General features: G+C 60.5%; 21 protein-coding genes. 11 read left to right on the top strand and 10 right to left on the bottom strand.

The window, feature by feature from the left end; genetic code table 11:
- The first annotated feature begins 360 nt into the window (after positions 1-360).
- The gene (locus D8U18_RS08435) at positions 361-2,034 is read left to right on the top strand and encodes a bifunctional diguanylate cyclase/phosphodiesterase (RefSeq protein WP_130903808.1); all 1,674 of its coding nucleotides are present in this window, start codon (positions 361-363) and stop codon (positions 2,032-2,034) included.
- Positions 2,035-2,166: 132 nt separating this feature from the next.
- On the opposite strand, the gene D8U18_RS08430 is transcribed toward D8U18_RS08435, so the two are convergent.
- Complete coding sequence (locus D8U18_RS08430) at positions 2,167-3,564, bottom strand: NorM family multidrug efflux MATE transporter (RefSeq protein WP_056854373.1); 1,398 nt, start codon at positions 3,562-3,564, stop codon at positions 2,167-2,169.
- Positions 3,565-3,722: 158 nt separating this feature from the next.
- Between D8U18_RS08430 and D8U18_RS08425 the strand changes: the two genes are divergently transcribed.
- From D8U18_RS08425 to D8U18_RS08410, 3 genes are all read left to right on the top strand, one after another.
- Entirely contained in the window at positions 3,723-4,643 is a 921-nt protein-coding gene (locus tag D8U18_RS08425; protein WP_056854142.1) for a LysR substrate-binding domain-containing protein, read from the top strand.
- Between the two features lie 182 nt (positions 4,644-4,825).
- Entirely contained in the window at positions 4,826-6,802 is a 1,977-nt protein-coding gene (locus D8U18_RS08415) for a methyl-accepting chemotaxis protein (RefSeq protein WP_131107436.1), read from the top strand.
- Positions 6,803-6,997: 195 nt separating this feature from the next.
- Positions 6,998-8,212 (top strand): aldose 1-epimerase family protein, encoded by a 1,215-nt coding sequence (locus D8U18_RS08410; protein ID WP_131107435.1) that lies wholly within the window; start codon positions 6,998-7,000, stop codon positions 8,210-8,212.
- Here D8U18_RS08410 and D8U18_RS08405 read toward each other — a convergent pair.
- Positions 8,209-9,702 (bottom strand): YifB family Mg chelatase-like AAA ATPase, encoded by a 1,494-nt coding sequence (locus tag D8U18_RS08405; RefSeq protein WP_056854139.1) that lies wholly within the window; start codon positions 9,700-9,702, stop codon positions 8,209-8,211. The genes D8U18_RS08410 and D8U18_RS08405 overlap by 4 nt on opposite strands.
- A gap of 233 nt (positions 9,703-9,935) precedes the next feature.
- Entirely contained in the window at positions 9,936-10,196 is a 261-nt protein-coding gene (locus tag D8U18_RS08400; RefSeq protein WP_130903811.1) for an accessory factor UbiK family protein, read from the bottom strand.
- Positions 10,197-10,617: 421 nt separating this feature from the next.
- Between D8U18_RS08400 and glnK the strand changes: the two genes are divergently transcribed.
- The 4 genes from glnK to sutA all read left to right on the top strand — a co-directional run bounded on the left by glnK (position 10,618) and on the right by sutA (position 13,395).
- Entirely contained in the window at positions 10,618-10,956 is a 339-nt protein-coding gene (glnK, locus tag D8U18_RS08395) for a P-II family nitrogen regulator (RefSeq protein WP_002555808.1), read from the top strand.
- 35 nt (positions 10,957-10,991) lie between these two features.
- Positions 10,992-12,329: an ammonium transporter gene (locus D8U18_RS08390; RefSeq protein WP_056854130.1), complete on the top strand. Its 1,338-nt coding sequence runs from the start codon at positions 10,992-10,994 to the stop codon at positions 12,327-12,329.
- A 215-nt stretch (positions 12,330-12,544) separates the two neighbouring features.
- Positions 12,545-12,970, top strand: coding sequence for a secondary thiamine-phosphate synthase enzyme YjbQ (locus D8U18_RS08385; RefSeq protein ID WP_056854129.1), 426 nt, complete (start codon positions 12,545-12,547; stop codon positions 12,968-12,970).
- Positions 12,971-13,071: 101 nt separating this feature from the next.
- Entirely contained in the window at positions 13,072-13,395 is a 324-nt protein-coding gene (sutA, locus tag D8U18_RS08380) for a transcriptional regulator SutA (RefSeq protein ID WP_034147693.1), read from the top strand.
- A 198-nt stretch (positions 13,396-13,593) separates the two neighbouring features.
- Here the strand turns inward: sutA and D8U18_RS08370 are convergent, their stop codons facing one another.
- The 6 genes from D8U18_RS08370 to D8U18_RS08345 are packed head-to-tail and all read right to left on the bottom strand — an operon-like array spanning position 13,594 to position 18,203.
- Positions 13,594-14,301, bottom strand: coding sequence for an HAD-IA family hydrolase (locus D8U18_RS08370; RefSeq protein WP_056854128.1), 708 nt, complete (start codon positions 14,299-14,301; stop codon positions 13,594-13,596).
- Positions 14,298-15,197, bottom strand: coding sequence for a tyrosine recombinase XerC (gene xerC, locus D8U18_RS08365; protein WP_056854127.1), 900 nt, complete (start codon positions 15,195-15,197; stop codon positions 14,298-14,300). Before xerC ends, D8U18_RS08370 begins: the two co-directional genes overlap by 4 nt.
- Before the next feature lie 2 nt (positions 15,198-15,199).
- Positions 15,200-15,925: a DUF484 family protein gene (locus tag D8U18_RS08360; RefSeq protein WP_130903813.1), complete on the bottom strand. Its 726-nt coding sequence runs from the start codon at positions 15,923-15,925 to the stop codon at positions 15,200-15,202.
- Between the two features lie 13 nt (positions 15,926-15,938).
- Positions 15,939-16,769, bottom strand: a complete 831-nt coding sequence (gene dapF, locus D8U18_RS08355) for a diaminopimelate epimerase (protein ID WP_056854125.1) — start codon at positions 16,767-16,769, stop codon at positions 15,939-15,941.
- A gap of 3 nt (positions 16,770-16,772) precedes the next feature.
- Entirely contained in the window at positions 16,773-18,020 is a 1,248-nt protein-coding gene (gene lysA / locus D8U18_RS08350; RefSeq protein WP_056854124.1) for a diaminopimelate decarboxylase, read from the bottom strand.
- A 9-nt stretch (positions 18,021-18,029) separates the two neighbouring features.
- Entirely contained in the window at positions 18,030-18,203 is a 174-nt protein-coding gene (locus D8U18_RS08345) for a lipoprotein (protein WP_082557570.1), read from the bottom strand.
- A 365-nt stretch (positions 18,204-18,568) separates the two neighbouring features.
- On the opposite strand from D8U18_RS08345, the gene cyaY reads away from it, so the two are divergent.
- The 3 genes from cyaY to rnk all read left to right on the top strand — a co-directional run bounded on the left by cyaY (position 18,569) and on the right by rnk (position 19,790).
- Positions 18,569-18,901, top strand: coding sequence for an iron donor protein CyaY (cyaY, locus tag D8U18_RS08340; protein ID WP_056854123.1), 333 nt, complete (start codon positions 18,569-18,571; stop codon positions 18,899-18,901).
- A gap of 4 nt (positions 18,902-18,905) precedes the next feature.
- The gene (locus D8U18_RS08335; protein ID WP_082557569.1) at positions 18,906-19,124 is read left to right on the top strand and encodes a DUF1289 domain-containing protein; all 219 of its coding nucleotides are present in this window, start codon (positions 18,906-18,908) and stop codon (positions 19,122-19,124) included.
- 255 nt (positions 19,125-19,379) lie between these two features.
- Positions 19,380-19,790, top strand: coding sequence for a nucleoside diphosphate kinase regulator (gene rnk, locus D8U18_RS08325; protein ID WP_056854122.1), 411 nt, complete (start codon positions 19,380-19,382; stop codon positions 19,788-19,790).
- A gap of 7 nt (positions 19,791-19,797) precedes the next feature.
- On the opposite strand, the gene D8U18_RS08320 is transcribed toward rnk, so the two are convergent.
- Positions 19,798-22,644 carry a class I adenylate cyclase gene (locus tag D8U18_RS08320; protein WP_131107434.1) on the bottom strand — a complete coding sequence of 949 codons (2,847 nt, stop codon included), beginning with the start codon at positions 22,642-22,644 and terminating at the stop codon, positions 19,798-19,800.
- Positions 22,645-22,690: the final 46 nt, after the last annotated feature.

The raw sequence follows: 22,690 nt of genomic DNA, 5'->3' as shown, positions 1-22,690 counted from the left end.
TCACGCTGGTCTTGCCGGAGCCTGCACCGGCGAGCACCAAAAGAGGGCCGCCGACGTAGCTCACGGCTTCTTGCTGCCGGGGATTGAGTCGGGACATAGGTAAATTCAGGAGTCAGTCACGAAATGGGCCGGCATTTTAACAGGCTCAGCAAATTGTGCTGCTCTCTCCGACTTGTGACGCAACACGCGATCTCTAATTGCCGCTTTTGTTACTTTCACGCAGGATGCGCAACGGATTTGCGTCTAATGTTCGTAATTCCGGATACAAAGACCTCGTTTGATAACTGATGTCATTGTCATTAGTTGTCGGCACGGCATAATGCCCGTCGCCTACATCTTTGCAGAGTCTAGGGAGCTAGCTTGTCTACGCCTGTCGAACCCTTGCGTTTGCTGCTACTGGCCGAAGAGCCAGCGTGGGCAGCGTTGTTGCGCGAGTGTCTGGCTCCGATGGGGAGCTCGGCCGTGCTCATCAGCGCGCCGAGTTGGGAGTCGGTCAGCAGTCTGTTCGATGACAACCGCAGTGCGGTGTTATTGACGATCCCGGCTCTTCAGCCGGCGCCGGGCCGTTGCTGTCTGCCGACGGTGTTGCTGCTTGAGCACGAGCCGCTCACACCGCCCGACGGCGTCAGCGACTGGCTGGTTCGCGACCATCTCGACCCCGGCATGCTGCGCCGGTGCTTGCGGCATGTGCGTGAGCGCGGCGTGCTGGAGACCACTCTGCAACGCCTGGCCGAGCAAGATCCGCTCACCGGCATCGCCAACCGCCAGGGCTTCCAGACCCTCCTGACGGCGCGCCTGGCGGAAAACGACGGTCGCGGCCTGGCGCTCGGGCATCTCGATCTCGATAACTTCCGTCATGCCAACGACGCCCTCGGCCATCAGGCGGGCGACCGGTTGATCCTGCAAGTGGTCGCCCGGCTCAAAAGCCAGCTCGAAGCCGGTGATCAACTGGCGCGGCTGGGCAGCGATGAGTTCGCGCTGCTGATCGACACCCGCCGCGCCCCTCAACGCGCCGAGTGGATGGCCGAACGCATCACCGAAGCGCTGGCCGAGCCCTATTGGGTCGATGGCGAAAGCCTGTTGATCGGCTCCAGCCTGGGCATCGCCCACGCCCGTGCCCAAGCCGGTGCCGACCCGTTGATGTGGCACGCGCACATTGCCATGCAGCAGGCCAAGAGCACTCAAGGCTGCACCTTCCACATCTTCAACGAACGCATCAATCGCAATGCCCGCAGCATTGCCGATCTCGAAACCGAGCTGCGCCGGGCGTTGCGCCGCGATGAGCTGGAACTGCATTACCAGCCACGCCTGAACCTTGAGGACGGGCAGATCGTCGGTCTCGAAGCGCTCGTGCGCTGGCGTCACGCTGAACGCGGGTTGTTGCCGCCAAGCGAATTCGTGCCGCTGGCCGAACAAAGCGGCCTGATCGTGCCGCTGGGTTACTGGGTGATTTCCCGTGCCCTGCGTGACATGCAGGCATTGCTGGAGCTGGGTTTGCCACCGTTGCACATGGCGATCAACTTGTCGTTCCGTCAATTCCAGGACAGCCAGTTGCTTTCGACCTTGAGCCGGTTGATTGCCGAGCGCGGCGTCGAGGCACAGTGGCTGGAATTCGAATTGACCGAAACCGCGGTGATGCGTCGTAGCGATCTGGTGAAGCAAACCATGGATGCCCTCGGGCGTCTGGGCGTGCGCTTCTCCCTCGACGACTTCGGCACCGGGTTCTCATCGTTCGTGCACCTCAACAGCCTGCCGATCACTTTGCTGAAGATCGACAAGAGCTTTGTCGGCGGCATGGAACAGCGCGAAGAGAACCGCAAACTGGTCCACGCGATGATCAACCTGGCGCACAACCTCAATCTCGAAGTCGTCGCCGAAGGCGTGGAAACGCCAGAGCAACTGGAATTGTTGCGCGGGTTCGAATGCGATCAAGTGCAGGGCTATCTGATCAGCAAGCCGTTGGCGCTGGCGGATCTGGTGGAGTACCTGATGTTTGGTAGCAGTCAGCAGCCGGCGCTGGAAGTGGTGGTGTAACCGTTTGCAGGAACGCGCTTTGGGTGGCGAGGGAGCTTGCTCCCGCTGGGTCGCGCAGCGACCCCAAAAGCTTTGCGACAGCTGCGCAGCCGAGCGGGAGCAAGCTCCCTCGCCACACAATCCCCGGGGATTTCAGTCAGGTTGAGCCATCCGGAAACCTTCCTCAAGTGTTGGCTCCCGCCGAATCATCCGCTTCATCTTCCACTCAAACGCCAGCGTCAAACTGACCGCCGCGCAAGCCAGTCCCAGCGCCAGGCCCCACCAGACGCCCGTCGGCCCCCAGTTCAAATGGAACGCCATCCACCATGCGGCCGGTGCGCCGATCAGCCAATAGCATCCCAGGCCGACCAGGAACGTGGTCTTGGCATCCTTGAGCCCGCGAATGCAGCCCATGGCAATGGTTTGCGTGCCGTCGAACAGCTCGAACCACGCCGCTACCGCCAAGAGGCTCACGGCCAGATTGATGACTTCACGGAACGCCGGGTCGTTGTGGTCCAGGAACAGGCCGATCAACTGATTCGGCAGCAGCCAGAAGACCATTGCGAAACACAGCATCGCCGCCGCACCGAAGGCGATGCCGACCCGGCCGGCCAGTCGCGCATCGAGCAATTGCCCGGCGCCGTAATGCTGACCGATACGCATGGTGATGGCGTAGGAAATGCCCGCCGGGACCATGAACGCCACCGAGACGATTTGCAGGGCAATCTGGTGCGCCGCCAGTTGCGTGCTGCCCATGGTGCCCATGCACAACGCCGCGAACGCAAACAGTCCGACTTCCACTGCATAGGTGCCGCCAATCGGCAGACCCAGTCGCCACAGTTCCTTCAGATACTGTCGGTTGAGCCGCAGCAACCCCTGGCGCAGCGGATACGCCTCGTACGCAGGATGCCGGCGAATGTGCCATGCCAGCGCCAGGGCCATGAGGTTGGCGACAATCGCGGTGACCAGGCCGATGCCCATCAAACCGAGTTTCGGCAGGCCGAACATGCCGGTGATCAACGCGTAGTTGAGCAGGAAGTTGGCCACCGTGCCGCCCAGGCTGATAACCATCACCGGTGTCGCGCGGCCGATGGCGCTGGTAAAGCCGCGCAAGGCCATGAAACTCAGATAACCGGGCAGGGCGAACGGCAAAAAGATCAGAAATTGCCCCGCCGCTTGTACGTTGCTCTCGGTCTGGCCGAACAGCAGCAACACCGGTTTGAGGTTCCACAGCAGTAACCCGGCGCCCAGCGCCATCAGCCAGGCCAACCACACTCCGGCCTGGGTCAGTCGGGCCGCGCCAAGAATGTCGCCCGCGCCCTGACGGATCGCCACCAGTGTGCCGACCGCCGCGATCACGCCAATGCAGAAAATCGACACGAACGAATAGGTCGCCGCACCCAGCCCGCCACCGGCCAGCGCCTCGGGACTCAGGCGGGCCATCATCAAGGTGTCGGTGAGCACCATCAGCATGTGCGCCAACTGTGAGGCAATCAACGGCCCCGCCAGCCGCAGGATGGCCCAGAGTTCAGTTCGTGCTGGATGCTGCATGGTCATCAGGCTCGATCATCAACGTGAAGAGGAAAGCACCGATTCTCGGCGCTTCACGGGGTTTGCACAAAGGGATAAAAAGGATGGATGGCATGATTCAAACTCATGCTGCAGAGTTTCTGCTAGGGTGGCCAAGTCCCGCTGTAGGAGCATTCCCAATGTCACGTCGTCTTCCTCCCTTGTATGCCCTGCGCGCATTCGAAGCGGCGGCGCGGCACAGTTCGTTTACCCGCGCAGCCGAAGAACTGTCGATTACCCAAAGTGCCGTGAGTCGGCATATTCGTACCCTCGAGGAGCATTTTGCCTGTCGCTTGTTCCATCGCAGTGGCCGCAACTTGCAACTGACCGAATCGGCGCGACTGATCCTGCCGGGCATACGCGAGGGCTTCACAGCACTTGAGCGAGCCTGCAATACCCTGCGCGCCGAAGATGACATCCTGCGCATGAAGGCGCCGTCGACCCTGACCATGCGCTGGCTGCTGGCGCGGCTCAGTCGATTTCGGCACCTGCAACCGGGTAATGAAGTGCAATTGACCAGTGCCTGGATGGACGTTGATTCGGTGGATTTCAACCATGAACCGTTCGACTGCGCTGTCATCCTCAGCAACGGGAACTTTCCTCCGGACTGGGAGGCAAGTTTCCTGTTCCCTGAAGAACTCATTCCTGTGGGCGCACCGAATCTTCTGAAGGATCAACCCTGGGACGTAGCGCGTCTGGCCAGTGCCGAACTCTTACATCCAACGCCCGATCGGCGCGACTGGCGCAATTGGCTGGAGCATATGGGCCTGACCGATCAAGTGTCGCTCAAGGGTGGGCAGGTCTTCGACACGCTGGAGTTGGGCATGATCGCCGCCGCTCGAGGATACGGTGTTTCCATGGGGGATCTGCTGATGGTGGCGGAAGATGTCGCCCAGGGGCGGTTGAGTCTGCCGTGGCCGACGGCCGTCGCCAGCGGTGAGCATTATTACCTTGTCTGGCCAAAAACGCGCCCGGGAGGCGAACGTTTGCGCCGTCTTGGCGACTTCCTGCAGAGCGAAGTACGAGCCATGGAATTGCCGGATGTCCACCGATTGAGCTGAATCGATAGAGCTGCCTGGATGATGGCTTTAAGCTATATCCCGGCGAATTACTCAAGTATCTCGATTTGCCGCCGAAAATCTGCATGTTAGGACCTTCGTGCAGGTTCGACATATTGTCCATTATTAGAAATGTTGCTGAGCATTGGGGTCGGGATGATCCAGTCGCTCGGCCAGGAGCTGTCATGTCTCAACCTCGTGCCCGGATCGCCTCACAGCTTGGTCTCGCGCTTGCCGTGATACTGGCCATTGTCATCACCGGCAGTACTTTGTTCGCCCTGCGTTCGCTGGACACGGCCAACCTGGCGACCCGCGAAGAGCACTTGGCCAGTGAGGCCCGATTGCTGGCCGATCAGTTGAGTACTTTCCACGGCACATTGCGCGAAAGCACCCAACGCCTGGCAGGGCTGTTCGAGAAGCGCTTCAGCGCGGGCCTTACCGTGCACCCGGATGAACCGGTGAATGTGGCGGGCACGCAGACGCCGGGCCTGCACCTGGGAAGCGAAGTGCTCAACAACAACTTCAAGGAAGTTGATGAGTTCAAGCAGATGACCGCGGGTGTGGCCACGGTGTTCGTGCGCAGCGGCGAAGACTTCATTCGCGTCAGCACCAACGTCACCAAGCAGGACGGCAGCCGCGCCATCGGTACGGTGCTCGATCATGCGAACCCGGCCTATGCTCGATTGATGGCGGGGCAGAGCTTCGTCGGTCGATCCCTGCTTTTTGAACGTTTTTACATGTCGCAGTACACGCCGCTGCGTGACAGCAGCGGCAAGGTGTTCGCGGTGTTGTACGTAGGTTTTGATTACACCGATGCGCAGAAGGCCCAGTTCGAAAACCTCAAGCGCTTCCGCATCGGCCAGACCGGTTCGCTGGCGCTGCTGGATGAGCAAAACAAATGGCTGGTGCCGATTGCCGGTGTAGAAGCCCTGGACCAGGCTGTCCCGGCCATCAATGAGCTGGCGAAAACCCCGGGTAAAGGCGAGTTCTGGAGCGACAAGACCGAAGACTTCTACAGCATCGCCGTGCCGTTCGAGGGGGGGCCGTGGTCGGTGGTGGCGAGCATGCCGAAAACCGAAATCAGCGCCGTGACCTGGAGCGTCGGTATTCAGTTGGCAATCGGCAGTTTGCTGGCGATGCTGATTGCGGTGGGTTCGGCGGTCTGGTTGTTGCGCAGCAAACTCGCGCCGTTGGGTGATCTGGTGCGTCAGGCCGAAGCATTGGGTGCCGGTGATTTGAGCGTGCGCTTGAACGTGTCGAGCAACGACGAGATCGGTCAACTGGCCCGCGCCTTCAACCAAATGAGCCAGGCGCTGTCGACGATGGTCGAGCACATCCGCAAGGCCTCGGTAGAGGTCAACAGTCGTGCCCAGGCGCTCTCGGGGCTGTCCGGTGGTGCCTACGAAGGCATGGAGCAGCAGTCGGGCGAGATCACCAGCATGGCCGGTGCCGTCGAAGAATTCAGCGCCACGTCCCTGAACATCGCCGACAACATGGGCAACACCCAGCGTCTGGCTCAGGAAAATGCGCAACAGACGCAAATTGGTCGCACGTCGATGGATGAAGCGTCCTCGTCTCTGGAGCAAATCGCCGGGGCATTGAACAGCACTGCAACGGTGATCAACACCCTGGGTCAGCGCTCCCAGGAAATCGGCGGCATCGTCGGCGTGATTACCTCGATTGCCGAACAGACCAACCTGCTGGCGCTGAACGCGGCGATCGAAGCCGCCCGCGCCGGCGAGCAGGGTCGTGGCTTTGCCGTGGTGGCCGACGAAGTCCGTAACCTGGCATCCCGTACCCGCCAGGCGACTGACGAAATCTCCGGCATGATCCAGAGCATCCAGCAGGAAACCGGCAATGCCATTAGCACCATGGAGCAGGGCAACGTGCTGATGCAGGAAGGCTTGTCGCGTAACGCCAACGTCGCTACGGCATTGGCGCGCATCGACGAACAAAGTCGCTCGGCCGGCCAGCAATTCGCTGCGATCACCACGGCGACCCAAGAGCAGAGCAGCACCGCGACCTTGCTCAGCAGCAATTTGCAGAGCATTGCGTTGGCCAACAGTGAACAGCGTGAAGTGGTGGCCAATCTGGCAGTGACCGCCAAAGAGCTGGAGAAACTGGCGGCGGATCTGCGTTCCGAGGTTGATCGGTTTCGGTGAGGTGTTGCTGACATAGACTTTGCGTGCGAACTCGCCCTCACACCGTCCGTATTACACAGGATAGGCTGAGGGCCTGCTCGCGAAGGCATCAGTGTCGATTGTTGAGTTATCGCAGCGTCAAACCTGTTTTTCTTACTTGCTGAAACGTTTCCGCAGCGCTATAAAAATGGCACAACTCCAATAAAGGCTGCTGCCATGTCCCCGCTCAAACTTGCCGTCGCCCTCGGCGCGCTGTCCGCTGCTACCCACGCCATGGCCTGGGATTACGTCCTTCTCGATGCTGACAAGCCCGCGCAAAACTGGACCATCACCAGTGAGCAGCTTGGCGTGAAAATCGATAAACCCTTTTCCGTGAGCCTGCGCACGTTGCACGGTGGGCGGCAGGAAGGTGTCAGCATCGTTGATATCGATAACGGCACAATGAAACTCTCGGTGGTGCCGACCCGGGGCATGAATGTCCTGCACGCCTCTGTTGGCAACGTGCGCATGGGTTGGGATTCGCCCGTCAAGGACGTGGTCAATCCGGCCTTCATCGAACTCAGCGGGCGCGGTGGTCTGGGCTGGCTGGAAGGCTTCAATGAACTGGTGACCCGCTGCGGTTACGAATGGGTCGGCCATCCCGGCATGGACAATGGTGAGCTGCTGACGTTGCACGGTCGCGCTGCCAACATCCCGGCCAGTACCGTCACGCTGCACATCGACGAAAAACCACCCTACGCCATCAGCCTTCGCGGCGAGCTGAAAGAGCAGGCCTTCAAGAAAGTCGACTTTTCGGTTGTCACTGAACTGGTCACCCAGCCCGGCAGCGTGCGTTTCGTACTCAACGATACGCTGACCAACAACGGCGATTATCCAAAGGAATACCAGACGCTTTACCACAGCAACTTCAGTAGGCCGTTCCTTGAGCAGGGCGCACGTTTTGCCGCGCCGGTTAAACAGGTTTCGCCCTTCAACGACAAGGCCAAGGGCGATCTGGCGGACTGGAATACATATCGCGGGCCGACCAAGGATTACGACGAAACCGTCTATAACGTCGTGCCCTATGCTGACGCCAAAGGCGAAACCCTGACTGTTTTGCACAACCAGGCTGGAAGCCTCGGTGTTTCCGTTGGCTTCAATACCCAGCAGTTGCCCGTATTTTCCCTTTGGAAAAACACCGATACCCAAGGGCAGGGCTATGTCACCGGCCTTGAACCGGGTACCAGTTTTTCCTACAACCGTCGCTATCAGCGACCGCTAAATCTGGTGCCTACCATTGCATCGAAGGAACACAAACAGTTTCAGATCAGCTACAGCCTGCTCGCGGACAAAGACGCTGTGGATAACGCCTTGAAGCGTGTGACCGAGATTCAGGCCGGGAGAGAAACCGAATTGCGGCAGACACCGCTGGTTGACCTGACCGAACATTAAGGCGTCGCTGGCCGGTATTGCAGCGCTTCGGCAAGGTGCTCACGTTTGATGGTATCGACTTGCTCAAGGTCGGCCAGTGTCCGGGCGACCTTGAGTAAACGATGCGCCGAACGCAGCGACAATGTCAGCCGTTCACAGGCTGACTCCAGCCATTTCTCATCAGCTGTGGATAACTGGCAGTGTCGCTTCAGCCCCGGCAGATCGAGAAACGCGTTGGCACAACCCTGGCGTTTCTGCTGTCGTTCTCGAGCCTCTGCCACCAAAGCAGCGGCGCTGGCACTGTCTTCTCCAGGCTTCACCTGCGGGTTCAACGCCGTCGCTTCACGCGCCACCGTCAGGTGTAGATCGATTCGGTCGAGCAGCGGTCCTGACAACTTGTTGCGATAGCGCTGCACCATGTCCGGCGTGCACGAACACTTGCCGCTCGGCTCGCCAAGATATCCGCAGGGGCACGGATTCATCGCCGCTACCAACTGGAAGCGTGCCGGAAAACGTACGCGATCCTTGGCCCGGGCAATGACGATATGCCCGGACTCCAGCGGCTCGCGTAATACCTCCAATACCTTGCGATCAAATTCCGGCAGTTCGTCCAGAAAAAGCACGCCGTGGTGGGCCAGGGTTATTTCGCCGGGTTGCGGTTTCGAGCTGCCACCAACCAAGGCTGGCCCCGATGCCGAGTGGTGCGGTTGACGGAATGGGCGCTGCGGCCAATGAGTCAGCGGCGCGCCACTGGCAACTGACTGAATCGCCGCCACCTCCAAAGCCTCGCTCTCGGCCAGGGGTGGCAGCAGCCCCGGCAACCGGCTGGCCAACAATGTTTTACCGGTTCCCGGAGGCCCGTTGAACAACAGGTTATGCGCCCCCGCAGCAGCAATCAGCAATGCCCGTTTGGCAGCCAGTTGCCCCTGCACTTCATTCAAGTCGGGATAAGGCTTGCTGGCATGCATCAACCCGTCAGACACATACGGCTCAACCGGCGTATGCCCGTTGAAATGCGCCACCGCTTCCAGCAAATGATCCACGGCGTAGACCTTCAACCCCGAGGCCAGACACGCCTCCTCGGCATTCGCTCGCGGTACCACCAGCGCACGACCAGCCTTGCGCGCCGCCAGTGCTGCCGGCAGCACGCCGCGTACCGGCCGTACCGCTCCTGACAACGCCAACTCGCCCAAGCATTCCACCTCGTCCAGTGTCAGACATGGCACCTGCACACTCGCCGACAGAATCCCCAAAGCAATCGCCAGATCAAACCGCCCGCCATCCTTGGGCAGATCCGCCGGAGCCAGATTCAAGGTGATCCGCCGCGCCGGAAACTGCAGCCCGGAATTGATGATCGCGCTGCGCACCCGATCCTTGCTCTCCTTCACCGCCGCCTCGGGCAGCCCGACCATGGTCAGGGAGGGCAAGCCGTTGGCCAGGTGGACTTCGACGGTGACAGCGGGGGCTTCCACGCCAATCTGGGCGCGACTGTGGACGATTGAGAGGGACATGGTGTTCCTTGAAATGTACAGGGGCCGCTTCCTGCGGTTCTTCAAGGGTAGTCAGGAGATGAGAGTTTCGCGTGGCGGGAGTGAAGGCAAAATTTCACGGGATGTTGCGAGCCATTCTGGGATGCCGGGTTTGGGATCAATAGATCGGAGCCTGCAGCAGCTCCTGCAAGCGAAGCGGAAGGTCGTTCCGACCTTCAATCGCGAGCAGGCTCGCTCTTACAGGGCTTGCGGCGTCACTCGGCTGGAGGAGTGAGCCTCGCTTCCAGTTCCGCAACCTTCGCTTCAAGCGCTTCCAACCGTGCCCGCGTGCGCGCCAGCACCACCATCTGGCTATCAAACTCTTCGCGACTCACCAGATCCAGTTTGCTGAAGCCGCTCTGCAGCAACATTTTGAACTGACTTTCGATTTCAGCTTTCGGCAGAGGCGTGTCGCCACTGAAGAGGCGGGAGGCGGTGCCGGTCAGGGCGTCGAGGAAGTCTTTGGGCGCGAGCATGGGAAGAGGTCCTGATAACAATGGCAGGCAGTGTATCACGCAGTGTCTATAGTCATTTTCGTGGGCAATGGATGCACGCTTTTCGCGCATGCGGACGGACGGCATCGCACCGTTGTTGTGCGTATCGCGTCGGGCGTTGTGGTGATGATCTGGTCATCTGCGAGCAAGGGCTTGAAAACAGAGGATTTTGCGGAGATGGCAAGCTTTCTGCTTAGACGCTAGTGACCCATGCACTGATGCAGTCGCTGTGACGAATGCAGTGCGCCAGGCGAAACGGGGGAAGTGTTTCGCAAGGAGCGGTTAACTGGCGTCGGACGGGCAAGTCAGAGCCGACGATGCGTTACAAAGCCAGGCACTGCGCTTAGACTTGAGACGGGTTTGTTTTCCTGGGGCAAGTCCACCAATTCGGGAGAGAGTTTTCATGAAGCTAGTCACTGCCATCATCAAGCCGTTCAAGTTGGACGACGTGCGCGAGTCGTTGTCCGAGATCGGCGTGCAGGGCATTACCGTTACTGAAGTCAAAGGCTTCGGTCGGCAGAAGGGTCACACCGAGCTGTATCGTGGCGCGGAGTACGTGGTCGATTTCCTGCCAAAGGTGAAGATTGATGTCGCCATTGACGACAAGGATCTCGACCGGGTTATCGAAGCGATAACCAAGGCCGCCAACACCGGCAAGATCGGTGACGGCAAGATCTTCGTGGTCAATCTGGAACAGGCGATTCGCATCCGTACCGGCGAAACCGATACCGACGCAATCTAAGCCGCCACAAACCCAACGCCCCAGGAGAAAACAATATGACTCTGCGTAAAATCGCAGGGCTAGGAGCCCTGTTGTCCCTCGTAATGCCCGGCCTGGCCATGGCGGCAGACGAAGTGGCAGCCCCAGTCCTCAACTCCGGCGACACCGCCTGGATGATGACCTCGACAGCCCTCGTGCTGTTCATGACCATTCCCGGCCTCGCGCTGTTCTACGGCGGCATGGTTCGGTCGAAAAACATTCTTTCCGTGATGATGCAGTGCTTCGCCATTACCGGTCTGATCAGCGTCCTGTGGGTCATTTATGGCTACAGCATCGCGTTCGACACCACCGGCATGGAGCAGGGCGTCGTCAACTTCAACTCGTTCTTCGGCGGCATGGGCAAGGCTTTCCTCGCCGGGGTCACGCCAGCCAGCCTGACCGGCCCGGCGGCGCTATTCCCTGAAGCGGTGTTCATCACCTTCCAGATGACCTTTGCCATCATCACCCCGGCGCTCATCGTCGGTGCATTCGCCGAGCGGATGAAGTTCTCCGCGATGCTGATCTTCATGGGCATCTGGTTCACCCTGGTTTATGCGCCGATCGCGCACATGGTCTGGTCCGGCAACGGCGGCCTGATGTGGGACTGGGGCGTACTCGACTTCGCCGGTGGCACCGTGGTGCACATCAACGCCGGTGTGGCCGGTCTGATCGCCTGCCTGGTACTGGGCAAGCGCAAAGGCTTCCCGACCACCCCGATGGCGCCGCACAACCTCGGTTACACCCTGATGGGCGCGGCCATGCTGTGGATCGGCTGGTTCGGTTTCAACGCTGGTTCCGCCGCTGCGGCCAACGGCACTGCCGGCATGGCGATGCTGGTGACCCAGATCGCCACCGCCGCCGCCGCACTGGGCTGGATGTTCGCCGAGTGGATCACCCACGGCAAACCAAGCGCATTGGGCATCGCCTCGGGTGTGGTTGCCGGCCTGGTCGCCATCACTCCGGCCGCGGGCACCGTTGGCCCGATGGGCGCACTGGTGATCGGTCTGGCTGCAGGCGTGGTGTGCTTCTTCTGCGCCACCACCCTGAAGCGCAAACTCGGTTATGACGATTCCCTCGACGCCTTTGGCGTGCATGGTATCGGCGGTATCCTCGGCGCGATCCTGACCGGTGTGTTCGCTGCACCGTCGCTGGGTGGCTTCGGCACCGTGACCGACATCGCCGCACAAGTGTGGATTCAGTGCAAAGGCGTGGGCTTCACGGTGATCTACACCGCGATCGTCACTTTCATCATTCTCAAGGTACTCGACGCCGTCATGGGCCTGCGTATCACCGAAGAAGAAGAGGCTGTCGGCATCGATCTGGCGCTTCACAACGAACGCGGCTACAACTTGTAAGCACGCGCATTGAAAAACTTGCCCGGCTTGCCGGGCATTTTTTTGTCTGCAATTTGTCATTGAAGTAAGCGCTGAAAGGTTTTTTCTTACAGCTTTGGCGGTGTTTACGACACGTGTTTTTGTACCGTCGATGGCTTACATGACTGGAGGATTATTAGGGCCTTTGTTTTTTCCCAGAGCGCGCTAGAATGCGCCCCGAACGTGCGGAGAACTGTATGTGGCAACAGACTCTGATAACCCTGCGGGCAAGGCCCCGGGGCTTTCATCTGGTAACGGACGAGTTACTCGCCGGCTTGCCTGAACTCAAGGCGTGTCGGGTCGGTCTGTTGCATTTGTGGCTGCAGCATACCTCGGCGTCGTTGACCATCAACGAGAACGCCGATCCGGCGGTACGTCGCGACTTCGAACGATTTTTCAATCGTCTGATCCCACAAGGAACAGACGGCTATGAGCATAACGACGAAGGCCTGGACGACCTCCCGGCGCACTTCAAGGCCAGCGTACTTGGCTGTCAGCTCAGTTTGCCGATCTCGGCAGGCCGATTGGCGTTAGGGACCTGGCAAGGTGTTTATCTGGGCGAGCACCGTGATCATGGCGGTGCTCGTAAAGTCCTCGCCACCTTGTACGGTGATGGGGCATAACCGCTGGTCAGCAGCGGCTGTTGATTTTTTTCCGGCAGCCTTCGACAGAGGGCAAAGCTGGGCTATAACTAATCTGCTTTTCGCAAGTCATGAGGTAGAACATGAGCGACGATGATCTGGAAAACGACGACCTCGAAGTAGGCGACGAAGACGAGGCCGAAGAAGGCCTGGAAGCAGCAGCGGAAGACGTTGCTGACGACGACGGCGGTGATGCGCCCGCGCCGACTGCCAAAGGCAAGGCCAAGGCCGCGGTATCGGTTGATGAACTGCCGAGTGTCGAAGCCAAGAACAAGGAGCGCGATGCCCTGGCCAAGGCCATGGAAGAGTTCCTTGCGCGTGGTGGCAAGGTGCAGGAAGTGGAGGCCAACGTGGTCGCCGATCCGCCCAAGAAGCCAGACAACAAGTACGGCAGCCGGCCTATCTGAGCCTGCTTCGCGCTTGCTGAAAAAGCCCGCCGTCGCCGCGGGCTTTTTCATGTCTGAAAAAAACAGGGATGTTGCGACGCGGTCATTGTGGCGAGGGAGCTTGCTCCCGCTGGGTAGCGTAGCGACCCCCTAATGTTGTGCGACTGCTTCGCAGCCGAGCGGGAGCAAGCTCCCTCGCCACAAAGAACGAGGATTGTGTCAGGCGCAGGTGGTGTTCCAGCGAGCGAGCAACGCCGGCAACTCGGTCAGGCTGCGAATCTCGGCATCCGGCAGGCGCTCGGCCTCCCAGTCCTTGCCCGCCGGGTTGAACCAGATTGCCCGCAATCCAGCCTGTTGTGCACCGGCAATGTCGTCGCCCGGATGATCACCGATATGCACCGCCGATTCCGGCACTGCACCACCGCGCTGCAGAGCTTCATGGAACAAGCGCGCGTCAGGTTTGGCGATGCCGATATCTTCGGCGCATAGCGCAAATTTGAAGTAGTCCGCCAGGCCTAGCCGACGCACATCGGCGTTGCCGTTGGTAACCACGCCGAGGGCGTAATGGTTGGCGAGGATTTCCAGGGTGGGTTCGACTTCGGGAAATACCTCGATCTGATGCCGGGCGTGCAAGAACACTTCAAAACTCTTGTCCGCCAGATCCGAGGCTTCTGCGTGGGTGTATCCGGACTCTTCCAGCGCTTGGAACAAGACGCGCCGACGCAAGGCGCTGATCCGATGCTTGAGTCCCGGCTCGCTGCTCAGAATGCGTTCGCGAATGGCCCACAAATGCTCCACCGGCACCGCACCCAGATTGGGCGCGTGCTCGGTCAGCCATTCACGCAAAACGGCTTCGGCGCTGACGATCACCGGGGCCGTGTCCCAAAGGGTGTCGTCGAGATCGAAGGTGATCAACTGAATACTCATGAATCATCGCCTTTCATGCGTTTGGCCCGTGGATGGGCGCTGTCGTAGACCGTGGCCAGGTGCTGGAAGTCCAGGTGGGTGTAGATTTGCGTGGTCTTGATGTCCGAATGGCCGAGCAGTTCCTGCACCGCTCGCAGGTCCTGGGAGGACTCCAGCAAATGGCTGGCAAAGGAGTGCCGCAGCATGTGCGGGTGCAGGTTTTGCCCCAGTTCACGTTCACCGGCCGCTTTGACCCGCACCTGTATCGCCCGGGGGCCGAGACGTCGGCCTTGCTGGCTGATAAATACCGCGTCATCTGCCGGGTTGGCCAGTGCGCGCAAGGGCAACCACTGTTCCAATGCCTCGCGAGCCTTCTGGCCCACCGGCAATAGCCGTGTCTTGCTGCCTTTGCCGAGCACCTGGACCATGCCGTCGGCAAGGTCGAGCTGCTCAAGATTGAGCCCGGTCAGCTCGGACAGCCGTAAACCGGAAGAGTAGAAGAGTTCGAGAATCGCCTGATCGCGACGCGCGAGAAAGTCATCCTCCACACCCCCTTCAAGCAATTGCAACGCGCGGTCGGTGTCGAGGGTTTTCGGCAGGCGTCGCTCGCCCTTGGGCGGTGCCAGGCCATTGGCCGGGTCGTGGTCGCACAGGCCTTCGCGGTTCAGATAATGATAGAGCCCGCGCACGGCTGAAAGCAGGCGCGCCAGGCTGCGCGAGGATTGGCCCTGGGCATGCAGACGGGCGATCAGGCTGCGCAAGCGCTGGATATCCAGCGCTGCCCAGCTGCCGATATTCTGTTTGACGCACCAGCCCAGCACCTTATCGAGGTCGCGGCGATAAGCCGACAGCGTGTGCGGCGACACCTGCCGCTCACTGCGCAGGTGTTCGCAGTAAGCGTCCAGTTGCCGTTCCATGTTCAGCGTACCGAGCGCAGGGAGCTGTTGACCCGTGGCAGCACGCGGCCCATGACTTCGGCGATGTAGCTGAGGAACAACGTGCCCACCGAACTTTTGTAGTGCTGCGGATCACGGCTGGCGATGGCCAGGATGCCGTGGATGCCTTGATGGCTGATGGCGACGACGGCAGTGGAGCCAATCTGCTTGCGCTGTTCTTCGCCGAATAGAAAGTCCAGCTCATGTTCACGCAGACTGCCGCTGACGCTTTTATCTTCCAGCAACAGGCCGCCGATGGCCACCTGTGCCTCGGCGTGGGTGACCCAGCGGCCCACCGGCATGGCGTTGTCGCCAAGCAGGATCAGACTGACGAAGGGCACCTGGAAATCCTGGCGCAGGCTGTCTTCGACGCAGATCACCACATCTTCCAGGCTGGTGGCGTCCATCAGCGCGAGAATCAGGCGGCGGGTCTTGTCGAAGAGTCGATCGTTGTCGCGGGCCACATCCATCAAATGCGAAAGACGATGGCGCAGTTCGATGTTGCGATCGCGCAGGATGGTCATCTGCCGCTCCACCAGGGACACGGTGTCGCCGCGCCGATGGGGAATGCGCATTGCCGGCAGCAGTTCTTCGTGCTCGACGAAGAAGTCCGGGTGAGCCTCCAGGTACGCGGCAATCGCCGCCGCCTCCAGGCTCTCGGACGGCGTTTCGTCGGACTGTCGGGCGGGTACCTGAGGCTTATCGGTCATGACGTTGGCTCACTCAAAGACGTACTTGTCCTTCGTATACGCGGACTGCCGGGCCGGTCATCAGCACCGGTTGGCCAGGGCCTGCCCACTCGATGGACAGCCGCCCACCCGGCAGGTCGATCAACAGCGGCGAATCCATCCACCCCTGGCTGATCGCCGCTACTGCAGCGGCACAGGCGCCGGTACCGCAGGCCTGGGTTTCCCCGGCCCCGCGTTCCCATACGCGCAACTGCGCTCGGCCCCGGTCGATGACCTGGAGAAAACCGACGTTGACCCGCGCCGGAAAGCGCGGGTGATGTTCGATTTTCGGCCCCAGTTCATGCACCGGTGCATTGTTGATATCGCTGACCCGCACGACGGCATGGGGATTTCCCATCGACACGGCAGCCAGCTCCACTGGCGTACCGTCGACGTCAACCTGATAACTCGTCGCCTGTTCCGATGCCTGGAACGGGATATCGGCCGGTACCAGGCGCGGGGCGCCCATGTTCACGCCGATCTGGCCGTCACTGCGAACGTCCAGCTCGATGATGCCGCTTTTGGTCTCGACGCGAATCTGCCGCTTGGCGGTCAGGCGCTTGTCGAGAACGAAGCGGGCGAAACAGCGCGCACCGTTGCCGCATTGCTCCACTTCGGAACCATCGGAGTTGAAGATCCGATAGCGGAAATCCACATCCGGGTTGCTCGGTGCTTCAACGATCAGCAATTGATCGAAGCCGATGCCGGTGTGCCGATCACCCCATTGCTTGGCGTGCTTGGGCAGAATATGCGCGTGCTGGCTGACCAGGTCGAGGACCATGAAGTCATTGCCCAGGCCGTGCATTTTGGTAAAACGCAGCAGCATGGCTTACTCCGGCAGCAGGCTTTCGCCAGCAAACAACTCGGCTACCGTTTCACGGCGACGCACTTCAAATGCCTGATCACCGTCCACCAACACTTCAGCGGCGCGGCCGCGGGTGTTGTAGTTCGAACTCATGACAAACCCATAGGCGCCGGCCGAATGCACGGCCAGCAGGTCGCCTTCTTCCAGGGCCAGTTCACGCTCCTTGGCCAGGAAGTCGCCGGTCTCGCAGATCGGGCCGACGATGTCGTAGGCGCGGGCAGCGGTGGTACGCGGGCGCACGGCGGTGACGTCCATCCAGGCCTGATACAACGCCGGGCGGATCAGGTCGTTCATGGCCGCATCGACGATGGCGAAGTCTTTGTGCTCGGTGTGCTTGAGGTACTCGACCTGGGTCAGCAGCACGCCGGCGTTGGCGACGATGAAGCGGCCCGGCTCGAACACCAGCGCCAGGTCGCGACCGTCGAGACGCTCACGCACGGCCTTGATGTAGTCGGCAGCCAATGGCGGCTCCTCATCGCGATAACGCACGCCCAGGCCACCACCGAGATCGATGTGGCGCAGGTAGATGCCGCAATCGCCGAGACGGTCGACCAGGCCCAGGAGGCGGTCGAGGGCGTCGATGAATGGCGGCAGGGTGGTCAGTTGCGAGCCGATGTGGCAATCGACGCCGACCACTTCCAGGTTTGGCAGTTGCGCGGCACGCACGTAGACGTCTTCAGCGTCGGCGATGGCGATGCCGAACTTGTTCTCTTTGAGGCCGGTGGAAATGTACGGGTGGGTGCCGGCATCGACGTCCGGGTTGACGCGCAGCGAAATCGGCGCGCGAACGCCCAGCTCGGCGGCGACGATCTGCAGACGTTCCAGCTCGTCGGTGGATTCGACGTTGAAGCAGTGCACGCCGACTTCCAGGGCGCGACGCATGTCGTCACGGGTCTTGCCGACGCCGGAGAACACGATCTTGTCGGCACTGCCGCCGGCAGCCAGTACGCGTTCCAGTTCGCCACGGGAAACGATGTCGAAACCGGCGCCCAGACGCGCCAGGACATTCAGTACGCCCAGGTTGGAGTTGGCCTTGACCGCAAAGCACACCAGGTGCGGCATGCCGGCCAGCGCATCGGCGTACGCCAGGTATTGGGCTTCGATGTGCGCGCGCGAGTAAACGTAGGTCGGTGTACCGAAGCGCTCTGCGATGGCAGACAGGGCAACACCTTCCGCGAACAGTTCACCGTCACGGTAGTTAAAAGCGTCCATGAGGTTCCCTTATTGGTAGACGTCGTGCTTGTGCGACTTGGACGGCTGCTTTTGCGAGGACTGTGCCTGCTCTGCAGGGTCCTGGCTATCGTCCGGCAGGTACAGCGGGCCTTTTTGACCACAGGCCGACACGAGGCAGGCGACCGCGAGGAGCGCGGCAAGGGAAGAGATCAGGCGCTTCATGGCGAAATCCTTGAAAATGCATTAATTGCGCCGGAGTATACCGGCCACCCGGCAGCTTGCCTATGCGAGGGGGCTCCCGTCCGGCGGGGCTTGGCTTGCTGCAGGCAAGTCGTGTGAATGCATTGTGGGAGAGGGCTTGTGTGGCGAGGGAGCTCGCTCGCGCTCGGCCGCGAAGCAGACGCAATGCTTTGGGCGCGCTTGGCGACCCAGCGGGAGCAAGCTCCCTCGCCACGCAAGCTCGCTCCCACAGGAACAGTGTTTGATGTACCTATGGCATCGCTTGGTCGTTATCCTTTGCAATCGACAGGGCTCGCCCGTATCTTGCGGCGCTTGAGCCTGATCAGACAATTTTTGAGGTTGCCGCAATGAGTTTGTCCGAAGCCCGTTTTCACGATCTGGTCGATGAAACCCAGGAAAAGCTGGAAGACATCTTTGACGAAAGCGATCTGGATATCGATCTGGAGAGCTCGGCCGGTGTGCTGACCGTCAAGTTCGAGAATGGCACTCAGCTGATCTTCAGCCGCCAGGAGCCGCTGCGTCAGTTGTGGCTGGCGGCTGTTTCCGGTGGTTTCCACTTCGACTACGACGAAGAGAGCGAGCGCTGGATGTGCGACAAGAGCGAGGAGCAACTGGGTGAAATGCTTGAGCGCATCGTCAAGGCGCAGGCAGACGTCGAACTCGATTTCGAAGGTCTGTAAAAGCGTGACACAGCCAGCGCCCGTCCGTCCGCCAAAGCCGCTCTACAGCAATGTCAGCCCAGCGGTGCCGTCGCCGTGCAGCGGTGTGTGCCGTCTGGATGAGCAAAAAGTCTGCCTGGGCTGCTTTCGCCATGTCGAAGACATCCGTGAATGGCGCTCGGCGGATGATCAGCGCCGGCGGGTGATTTGCGCCGAGGCTGCTCACCGCAAATCCTCGGGATAAAGGCTGTTGTGGCGAGGGAGCTTGCTCCCGCTCGGTTGCGAAGCAGCCGCATGCTTTTGGGGGCGCTTTGCGCCCAGCGGGAGCAAGCTCCCTCGCCACAATGGACCGCACGGAAGCCGGATCGCCCAGCTTGTATATTTTTTGAGCTGTGATAGTGTCCGGGTACGCCTCAACCCATCGAGGCTCGTGAAAACCCCGCCTTCTTCTGGCGGGGTTTTGCTTTTTTCGTGCAGAAGAAAGGAGTCTGCCCTGATCATGACCGCACCTTCCATCACCCTTACCCGTCTGGACGTACAACGTCTGGAGCGCCTGATCGACAGCCTGGATGACACGCTGCCGGGCGTTATCGCGCTGCAAACCGAACTGGATCGCGCCGATACCGTGGTCGGCCACGATGAAGTGCCCGCCGATGTCGTGACCATGAACTCCCGTGTGCACTGCCGCGAAGAAAGCAGTGGCAAGGATTACCACCTCACCTTGGTGTACCCGAAGGATGCCAATGCCGACGAAGGCAAAATCTCTATCCTGGCGCCGGTCGGCAGTGCGCTGCTGGGGTTGAAGGTCGGTCAACATATCGACTGGCCGGCACCGGGCGGCAAGACATTGAAGCTGACCTTGCTGGAAGTCGAATCGCAACCGGCCAACGGTGGCGATTACAACATCTGACCGCGTCTCAGACCTGCTCGAGCGCGGCGTTCAATGCACGCTCCAGGTCGGCCTTGTAGCGCAAATAAAGATTGCTTGAGCCGTGACCATCACCGAGCAGGCCCGACAGATCCAGGTCGGTGATGTAGCAACGGTACCGTTCGCTCTCGCGGCGCTGCTCGACGATTTCCCGGGCGACCACGCTGAACAGTTGGTCGCCGTATTCCAGCTCTGAAAACTCCCGTTGATTGCAATACAGCGTGACCTGCACCTCGCCCGGTGCGGCTTTGCCGACGATCGCCTGTACGTCATAGAACGGTTTGTTGGCCGGGGTTTGCGGTGCTGGCCGGGCTTCGACCCGGCGCGCCCGACCCTGGCCGTGGGGCGAGAGTTGGTAGTAAAGGATGTCCGGGTTCTTCGGTTGCGCCGAATCCATCGGCAGTGCAGCGTCGCGCCGGTACTGGATCGACAGCAAAAACCGTTGCAAGGGCACCAGCAGGCTCTGCTCGTCATGCCAGGGCAACCGCTGATGCCACATGGCATTGAATTCATCGAGGACGTACAGATCAGCCAAGCCTTCATTCACCCGGTAGAACACCTGAATGCTGTCAGGCTGGCCCATGGGCAGCAGCAGTGACAGATCATGGTCTTGCAGCGCCATCGGGTCCAGCTGCAGCGGGCTGTAACCGGATTGCTCCTGTGCCAGGTATTCGAACAGGGCCGGCATCGATGTGAGGGCGGCATGTTTAACCTTGCCAGGCACCAGCTCCAGAGCGTGGTAATGCTGCTGGACCTGGATCAGGTAGCGCAAATTGAGTTGGCTGAGCAGCAAGTTCTGCGCGGTGTCGAGAATTTCCTCGACGCGCTGGGCTATGAATTGCGCGCGGTTATGGCAAAAACAACGTACGCGCAACGTTGGCTGCAACGGACCATCCGGCAGGTTGTTGAGGTAATCGCGCAGGCAGTCGAGCAGGGCGTGAGGGCCGTCGTAACGATTGACCAGCACTTCGTTCCAGCTGTTGAGCGTGACCTGGTCAAGGGTCAACACCAGATTTTCGCGGACCCCTGCATAGCTCAGTGAGTCGGTGCGCTCGGTAGTCATCAGGATGTTCAAGTCGCGGTGATGCTTGAGCGGGTCGATGCCGACGTTCACCAGAATCAGCACTTCGCTGGGCACGCTGGCGCGCAGCAAAGGCTCTTCGGCAACGGTTGGCAGCGGCAAGGGAATGCTTTGTTGCAGGCTGCCAAGCAGATTGAACAGTTCGAATTCGCTCATATCGCTGCTGCCGGGGTGCAAGGCGAGGCGCGTACTGCTGTCGATCACGCCGTTGCGGTGGCACCAAGTGAGCAATTCAAGCAGATGGCGGCTGCGCTTGATCGGCGCGAAATGCTCCCATTCGAGGGCATTGAGGCTGCCGTTGTACAAGCCCCATTGGCTTTGTCCGGATTCTTTCTTGTCGGGCGAGTGCACCAGCGTCAGGGTGTCTTCGGCCAGGTCGGGGGCAATGCCCGGATTGATGAACTCGACCTTGTCGGCCTTGCGCTCGAACGCCGCGTAGAGACGACGGCCGAGCACGCTCAAGTCGCGTTTGTTGATCAGGCTGACGGTTTGTTCGTTGCGGGCGAACTGGGTCAGGAAGCGGTAGCTGTAGTTCAGTTCGTTGACCAGGGCGCGGCGCTCCGATCCAACTTGCCTGACTTTCCACTGGCTGCGGCTGTCGAGCAGCGCCAGTTGTCGCTGGTCCCACTTCCATTCATGGGCCAGGCGTTCAAGCAGCGAGCGTTGCCAGCCCTGGGTGCGGCCGCCGCTGCCGGTCAGTTTGCGGTTGACCTTCAGGTACAGCGCGCGACGCACCAGTTCCAGGCGTTCCGGTTCATTTCGGGCGACGAGATATTCTTCGATGCGCCGGTAAACCACGACATATGGATCCAGCTCATCGAGATCGAGCTGATTGGCGAACACCGCTTGCTTGAAGCGCAGGCTCAGGCACTGGACCCTGGGGTGTTCGCTGGCGTAAACCTCGGTCAGCAGCAGCTTGAGCACCGATTTGTACGGCGACTCGATGCCCTTGAACAGCTGCCACAGGCCGGCGCCAACAAACTCGCCGGGTGGAATAAAGGCCAGATGCCCCAAGTCCAGGCTTTCGTCGGCGCGGATGAAGCGCTTGGAGAGCAGCGTGTGAGTGTAGCGGTCGTAACTCGCCTCTTCGTAGACCGGCACCAGCCACCAGATCGGTGTGCGCCCTGCCAACCAGATGGCAGTGCGATAGAACTCGTCGAGCAGCAGATAGTGCTGGGTGGTGCCGCAGTCTTCCGAACTCAGCTGTGTATCGCGCTCGCCGCGAACGAAACGAACCGGATCAATCAGAAAAAAATGCGCCTCCGCACCCTGGCTCGCCGCCCAGGCTTCAAGCAGCTGGCACTTCTTGCGCAGCTCAATGAGTTCGTTTTCGGTCAAGTCCGGGCTGTGACACACCCACACGTCCATATCACTCTGATCCGCCTGGGCCAGCGTGCCGAGGCTGCCCATCAGAAACAATCCGTGAATCGGCCTGGGCGGATTGCTGCCGTGGCGCGGCTTGTAGGAAAACGATCGGGTCAGGCGCTGGGCTTCGGCCAGGACGTGGGTGTCCGGCTCGTAATTCGACACGCCGGCCGGCGTGTTGCCGGAAACGTAGCCTGGCAACAGTGGATGATTGACGTGGAAGAACAACGGCAAGAGGCTCAATACCAATTGCTGGCGAGTGGACAAGCCTTCTATGGCACGGGCCAGGCGGCCGTCATTGAGCTTCAGAAAACGTGCGCGCAGCTGGCTGAGAACCTTTCGGTCGATTCCCTCTTCCAGATCGGGGCGGATTTCATGGGTGCGGGTCATGTCAGCTCAAACCGGCTCGCGGGGCTCGGGTGTGGGGCTCTCGGGT

It is taken from the genome of Pseudomonas sp. Sample_10, from assembly GCF_004321495.1.
Classification (GTDB): Bacteria; Pseudomonadota; Gammaproteobacteria; order Pseudomonadales; family Pseudomonadaceae; genus Aquipseudomonas.
This window is presented reverse-complemented; position numbering and strand designations above follow the sequence as displayed.